This window comes from Falsirhodobacter xinxiangensis (assembly GCF_004959935.1).
GTDB lineage: Bacteria > Pseudomonadota > Alphaproteobacteria > Rhodobacterales > Rhodobacteraceae > Falsirhodobacter > Falsirhodobacter xinxiangensis.
The window spans coordinates 232,101-238,307 of sequence record NZ_SMYN01000006.1 but is presented as its reverse complement, the minus strand read 5'-3'; the positions used below and the strand labels follow the sequence as shown (position 1 = coordinate 238,307).

Annotated in this window: 5 protein-coding genes; 1 reads left to right on the top strand and 4 read right to left on the bottom strand. The window is 60.5% G+C overall.

The window, feature by feature from the left end; all coding sequences use genetic code 11:
* Positions 1 to 31: 31 nt before the first annotated feature.
* From E2K76_RS10080 to E2K76_RS10065, 4 genes are all read right to left on the bottom strand, one after another.
* On the bottom strand, positions 32 to 1,117 hold the full coding sequence (locus E2K76_RS10080) for an AAA family ATPase (protein ID WP_136684169.1): 1,086 nt from the start codon (positions 1,115 to 1,117) through the stop codon (positions 32 to 34).
* Between the two features lie 434 nt (positions 1,118 to 1,551).
* Entirely contained in the window at positions 1,552 to 1,977 is a 426-nt protein-coding gene (locus E2K76_RS10075) for a hypothetical protein (protein ID WP_136684168.1), read from the bottom strand.
* Positions 1,974 to 2,537 (bottom strand): hypothetical protein, encoded by a 564-nt coding sequence (locus E2K76_RS10070; protein WP_136684167.1) that lies wholly within the window; start codon positions 2,535 to 2,537, stop codon positions 1,974 to 1,976. The genes E2K76_RS10075 and E2K76_RS10070 overlap by 4 nt, the downstream gene beginning before the upstream one ends.
* Positions 2,534 to 4,720, bottom strand: a complete 2,187-nt coding sequence (locus tag E2K76_RS10065; RefSeq protein WP_136684166.1) for an AAA family ATPase — start codon at positions 4,718 to 4,720, stop codon at positions 2,534 to 2,536. Before E2K76_RS10065 ends, E2K76_RS10070 begins: the two co-directional genes overlap by 4 nt.
* 477 nt (positions 4,721 to 5,197) lie before the next feature.
* Here E2K76_RS10065 and E2K76_RS10060 point away from each other — a divergent pair, with 477 nt between their 5' ends.
* Entirely contained in the window at positions 5,198 to 6,172 is a 975-nt protein-coding gene (locus E2K76_RS10060; protein ID WP_136684165.1) for a tripartite tricarboxylate transporter substrate-binding protein, read from the top strand.
* Positions 6,173 to 6,207 lie beyond the last annotated feature (35 nt).

Genomic DNA, 6,207 nt, shown 5'->3' with positions numbered 1-6,207 from the left:
TTTTTCAACACAATCTCCCATTAGCAGACATTCACATCATCCCGATTTTGTCTTCAACTGTTACAACAAATGCATCTAGTGCCCCACTCGTCTTTTCGAGTATAATAGTGTCGGCATGATTAGCCGCGAAGTCTGCGAGCCAAATCTTACATGCATCTTTTTGGGAATTTGTCCATGTTTTACCGCTTTCTAAAAATAGTTTTGAAAGAAGATCTGACCATTTTCCAGATTTTTTCCCTATAGGCTTTTTTGTAACGTCGACACCAAATTCGGAAAAGAAGCCATCTCGATAGACTTTTTTGTCGTATAAATCTTCCAGCTCGGACTCATCTTTTCCCGGATAGAATGATAGATTTACGTCAGCAATCTTCAGCGTCCTAGCTAAAACAGCTTTTTCGACCGCAAGTTTTCCAGCAGCGTCATTATCTATGAATGCCTGTATGTCACAAGCAGAAGATTTGTAAAATGATGCCTTCTGCGACAATGAGCTTGCGCCCCCCAGATGGTCTAGTGCAATGAGGCCACTGGCAATCGACCTGAGTTCCTTCTCTACGAGCCGACCAATAACTTCAGCCGCAGACGATGAAGTTCTGATTGCCGGTATATAGTGGAATCCAATTCTATCCGAAACGAATGAAGCGATTTTGGTTGATTTTCGATTGAGAGTAGCATGCCCTCTCCCAGGCTTCTGCACAGAAAGATCGAAGTGCGATTTACCAAACGACAGCAGGATTGGCAGCGTTCCATTTAAATTGCTCTTAATCCGCTGCGAAAATTCAGAGAATTCATCTTCATCCAGGCCAAATTCAAGCGTTATTCTAGCACATGAATCATCCTTCGCTTTTCCTTGCTTGTCGATTGGATAGTCCGAAGCCCAATCAAAACCCAGTTGGTGTCCCAACAGCGAAGGCCTTACTCTAACCATTCTTCCATCAGGCATTCTGCGAACTTGAGATACCCATGCTGAGAGCGCGTTCATGCCTAGCGCGAGAGCGTGTAGAATGTTCGACTTTCCTTCATTGTTTGCACCAACAAGTAATGAATAATTTTCAAGCTGTATTTTGCGGGCTGTGGTGATGCTACGATAATTCTCTACGGAAAAGGAAATCAGTTTCAATGGTAAAACCTTTGCATCGGAAGCGTTGACTAGCTTAACTGCTTAACGCATCAGATTTTCCTTCGAGGATCTATATGAGCCGATGCGTAAAAAATTGCGAAACTGTGCTCAGATGACCGCATATGTGTGTGCTAGTTCCGTGTCCAGGCGCGACGCTGACAAGCGGCCGCAATGGGGCTTAAGCGTTGTGACGAAGCCTTCAGCACGCTCTGTCGAATGACGGCTTTGGGGCTTTCGCGTTGCTGCGGGTTGAAATGGTAGTCGCTTCCCGAACGTCCTGTGTGGGGCTTTCGCGTCACTAAGACATGCCGCGAATGCCCTGTCCGACTTATGGACACACGACGGAACAGGCAGCTGCCCTCGCGTTCAGGCCGCGCGCGTGTCTGATGAGAGACACGTGCAGCCCAAGCTGCTCTCGCAATGCGGTGGCGAGGCTATTCCATATCTTTTCGCGCATAAGGCACAGGCGAGCCCTCCCGCCCGACGGCGGCGAGATAGACCGTCTCAGGCATGCCTGACGTCCACCCTCCTGACGTCGACACCACCACAATCGTCGCTTGGTGATCGGCAGGCACCGGTTCGATGCTCCGGGATACGCCAACGTCGCGAAGCGCCTTGTCCCTCACCCGTTCAGCATAGGCTTTCCGGGCAGCGTCCGAGCGCCGCTGATGCCAATAGATCAACCGCACCATCACGATCGCCAGCGTCGGCCCTCCGATCGCGCCGATGGCGATCGCGAACATCCAGTCGATCCATGTGAGCTCATGTCCCACCATGGCTGCGGGGCGCGCAGCCCCTTCGAGCCATTCAAAGAAGACACTGGCGATCAGGAAGGCGACTAGCAAAAAGGCCGCATTCATGGCCGTGCCTCCCGCTCGGTGGGAGCGCTGCATGACAGCATGCTCTTCAAATGCCCCGCGACTTTTGCTTCATCTCCGCCGTTCTGCAAGAACGACGCAGGTGACCCGCCGAACTCGTCGTGATGGCGGCCGAACCAGTCCACCGCCGCCCTGCTGCCGCCGAGCGCAAGCTCAGCCAACACGATAAGGTCGGCGCGCACCTCCACGTCAGCAACATAGTAGTGGCCAGGCCTGCTCTGCTCGCGGCGCTCGATCCTCTCGACGATGTCATCCCGCCGATACGGAATAGGAGCGGCATAGCGGTGTTTGACGGCCACCCAGATCTGTTCGGGCATGCCGCCCATCTTCAGGCCCGCGGACCTCGTGACATGGAAATCCCCGGGTTCGAACAAAAACCCCTCGCGGCTCAGAGCGCGACTAAGGTCGCGCTCGAACTGTTCCTTGCGTTTTGCCTCGGAGCGCTGACGCCAGAACAACCGCAGCTCCACAATCGCAAACAAGGCGAAGATGAGAATGCAGACGCCGAGGATCAGGAAGTATGGCCACTGCTCGATAATCATGGCCGCGCCTCCCCGCCAACATCGACGACCGTGGACAGGAAGCCCCGCAACTGCTCGTCCGCGACGATCCTCTGTTCGATCAGCGCAGTGGCCAGCGCATCCAGCGCGGGGCGGTTGGCCTCGAGGATGCGCAGCGCATGGTCCTCGGACCGGTCCAGAAGCAGCCGGACATGCGCCCGCATCTCCGCCGGCATCCGCAGCAGCGTCTCGGGCTCGTGCCTGCTGCCGAACCACATCGCGCCGGACGAGCCGAGCCCCAGGCTCAACTCCTCCCGCAGCGCAGTCCGCGTCGCCTGCGCGATGTCGCTGTCATTGGTGCCGGCAGCACTCGGCATCGGGGCGCCGTAGATCAGACGTTCGGCCGCCCGGCCCGCGAGATCGACCGCACGCAAACGGTGCATGTCCTCGGTTGTCTCCACCTGCGGCGCTTTCGTGACGCTGAAGAGCCCGCCCCGGTCTTCGAGCCGCACCGATGAAGGCTCCCCGACCTTCAGCGCCGCCGCAACCACGGCATGGCCCGCCTCGTGATACGCCGTCGCCTCCAGTGATGCGCGGGACAGGCTGTCGCCCGTGCCCCCGAGGGCCGCGATCAGATCCTCCTCGCAGATCGCGCGCTTCGCCCCGCGCGCAGAAGCTCGGGCATTGCGCACCGCCGCCGCGCAATCGGCACCGCTCTTGCCTTTGGCACGCACCGAGATCCGCTGCAGGTCCGCCTCCGGCAGATCATCGCCCAGATACTGGCGCAGGATGATCGCCAGATCGTCGCGTTCCGGCAGGCCGACATAGATCGATCGGTCGAACCTGCCCGCCCGCTTGATCGCCGGATCTAGCAGTTGCGGATGGTTGCAGGCGGCAAGGATCACGACCCCGTCGCGCTCGGCGATGCCATCGAGATGCGCGAGCAGCCCGTTAATCATCTTGATGTCATAGCTCTGATGCTGCGTGTTCCGGTTATCGCGCGAGCCGAAGCTGTCGATCTCGTCGATCCAGACCACGCAGGGCGCGTTGGCCTTTGCCTCGCGGAACGTCTTGTCCATCGCCTTCAGCGCATCGCCGAGGTGGCCGCATTGCTGCCAGGTCGTATAGTTGCCGCATTCGAGCGAAATGCTCGGTTCGCGTGCCATGGCGCGCGCGAGTTCCGTCTTGCCGGTGCCGGGCGGGCCGTAGAGCAGCAGGCCGCGGGTGACGTCAGCCCAAGGCAACTCGCCCCGCTTCCACGCCTGCAGATCCTCGACGATCTGCAGCGCGACCGTCTTCGCCTCGCCGAATCCGGCAAGTTCCGCAAGCCGCAGGCCGGACGAGACCTCCGGCGGCTTCTGCGCGAGTGTGCGCAGCGCCTTCACCGTGTCCCGCGCGGAGGCGGCGCGGAAGGTGGCGAGCAGCTCGAACTGCCCGATCCGGCCCAGAGCCTCGTCCGGCGGCAGCCGCCGGCGCAGCCGGTCCAGCTCCGGCCGCGGCGTGTCGGGATGCAGCAGCGCCAGCATCCACAGGATCAGCGTCCGGTCCGCCGGTTCCAGCGTCACGCGAACCGTCTCGGCCACCGCGACCGGGTCCGGGATCGTCTCCCCCTTCTCCATGGTCAACAGCACCGGATTGCGGCTGCTCAGGACCGAGGCGATCGAATGCCGCGGGTGCTTCTTGTGGTTCACCTCGCACATCTCGGCAGTGATGATCTGGAAGGGCTCGTTGACGTAGCGGTCGGTGCACATCCAGTCCGGCAGCAACGCGCCGCTGATCGCCCATTTGAACGACAGCTCCTCCGTGTCGCCGCCAACGACGATGGTCAGCGCGCTCGGCGCCGACATCGCGGCGAGCCGGTCCTCCGTGCGGATGGCACGGCACAGGCGCAGCAGCACATAGACCTGCTCCGCCGACATCCTCGGATGCTGGGCCGCGCCGAAGGCGGAGGGATGGATCGCACGATTGCCATAGACCTCGAAGGCCTTGCGCATCGCTTCGGCGACCTCGCCTGACACAAGGTCGGCCGCGGCATGCTCGGCGGTGTAAGCCGGATCGAGCGCGGCAGCCAGCTTCTCGGCATTCTGCCGCAGCAGGTTGCCCGCGACCTTGCTCATGGTGTTGCCTCGCAGCGTCGCCTCCAGAGCGGCGCGGAGAGCGAGATGGCTCCAATGCGCGTCGTAGCGGTGGCGCCGGTCGGATTTTGGTGTCGGTGTCCTGGTCATCGTCAGCGTTCCTTTGGCTGCCGGAAGCCGGAAATCTCCTGCTTCGCGGCGGATGGTGGTTCTCGGCGCAGCTCGGGGAGCCGGAGCGCGACGAGAACAATTCAGGAACGCTGGGGCGTAATCGCCGCGACCGTCAATCCAGGCGGCGGAAGCGCCAATGGGGCGGAGAAGGCCAAGAAGAGATTCAGGGAAAGCGCGGATGAAACCGCTGTATTTGTTGGATATTGTGAATCGTCTGAGGGGCAAAGGGCGTTAATGGTGACGTGAAAGGGCGTCAAAAGGTGGGAAAAGGGTGATTTATGCTGCGTTCCATACAGGGACGGGTGGAAACCCACCCACCCCTTACCGAACTTGTCACGTTTCCCACCCCTCTCTCCCACAAAACTGACACTATCCTGACAACTACCCCCACGGGCCTGTTGCAGAGAGAACTGGCGAGGCGCCCAATCGGGGGAAGTCAGATCTAGGGAGGATACGATGACTTACCTTCGCCTTGCAGGCCTTTCGGTCGGCGCGCTTTGTGCGGCGAGTGCGGCATTTGCTCAAGGATACCCCGAACGGCAGATCACGATGGTCGTGCCCTTCGCGGCGGGCGGTCCGACCGATACGGTGGCGCGGCTGGTGGCCGAGAAGATGGGGACGGACCTCGGCACGCAGATCATCATCGAAAACCTTGGCGGCGCGGGGGGCACGCTTGGTGCTTCGCAGGTGGCCGAGGCGGAGGCCGATGGATATACCGTCCTTCTGCACCACATCGGCATGGCCACGAGCGAGACGCTTTATCGCAACCTCGCCTATGACACGCTGAACGCGTTCGAATATGTCGGCCTCGTGACCGAAGTTCCGATGACGGTGCTGGCCCGCAATGATTTCGAGCCGGCGGATATGGCCGCCTTCATCGAATATGTGAAGGCGAATGGCGACAGCCTGACACTGGCCAATGCCGGGATCGGGGCCGCGTCGCACCTGTGCGGGATGCTGCTGATGCAGGCGCTGGAGGTGCCGCTGGTGACCGTGCCCTACAAGGGAACCGGCCCGGCGATGACCGACCTTCTGGGCGGGCAGGTCGATATCATGTGCGACCAGACGACCAACACCACCAAGCAGATCCAAGGTGCAACGGTGAAGGCCTATGCGGTGACGACGCCCGAACGGTTGGAGTTGTTCCCCGACCTTCCGACGGTCGCCGAGGCCGGCATTCCGGCAGCCGAGGTTTCCATCTGGCACGGGATCTATACCCCCAAGGGCACCCCGGCCGAGGTGAACGAAGCACTGTCGGCTTCGCTGCAAAAGGCGCTGGCGGACCCCGGCATCGTGAAGGCTTTCGCTGATCTGGGCACCACTCCCTCGCCCGCCGAGGATGCGACCCCCGCCGCACTGAAGGAGAAGCTGGAGACCGAGATCGCCCGTTGGAAGCCGGTGATCGAAGCCGCTGGCGTCTACGCCGACTGATGACCCCGCCCGCCGCCTGTGCGGCGGGCGTTTCA

Bases quoted from the DNA above. Each gene is read 5' to 3' on its own strand.
- E2K76_RS10075 (WP_136684168.1), bottom strand. From the start codon at position 1,977: ATGAATGCGGCCTTTTTGCTAGTCGCCTTCCTGATCGCCAGTGTCTTC.
- E2K76_RS10070 (WP_136684167.1), bottom strand. From the start codon at position 2,537: ATGATTATCGAGCAGTGGCCATACTTCCTGATCCTCGGCGTCTGCATT.
- E2K76_RS10065 (WP_136684166.1), bottom strand. From the start codon at position 4,720: ATGACCAGGACACCGACACCAAAATCCGACCGGCGCCACCGCTACGAC.
- E2K76_RS10060 (WP_136684165.1), top strand. From the start codon at position 5,198: ATGACTTACCTTCGCCTTGCAGGCCTTTCGGTCGGCGCGCTTTGTGCG.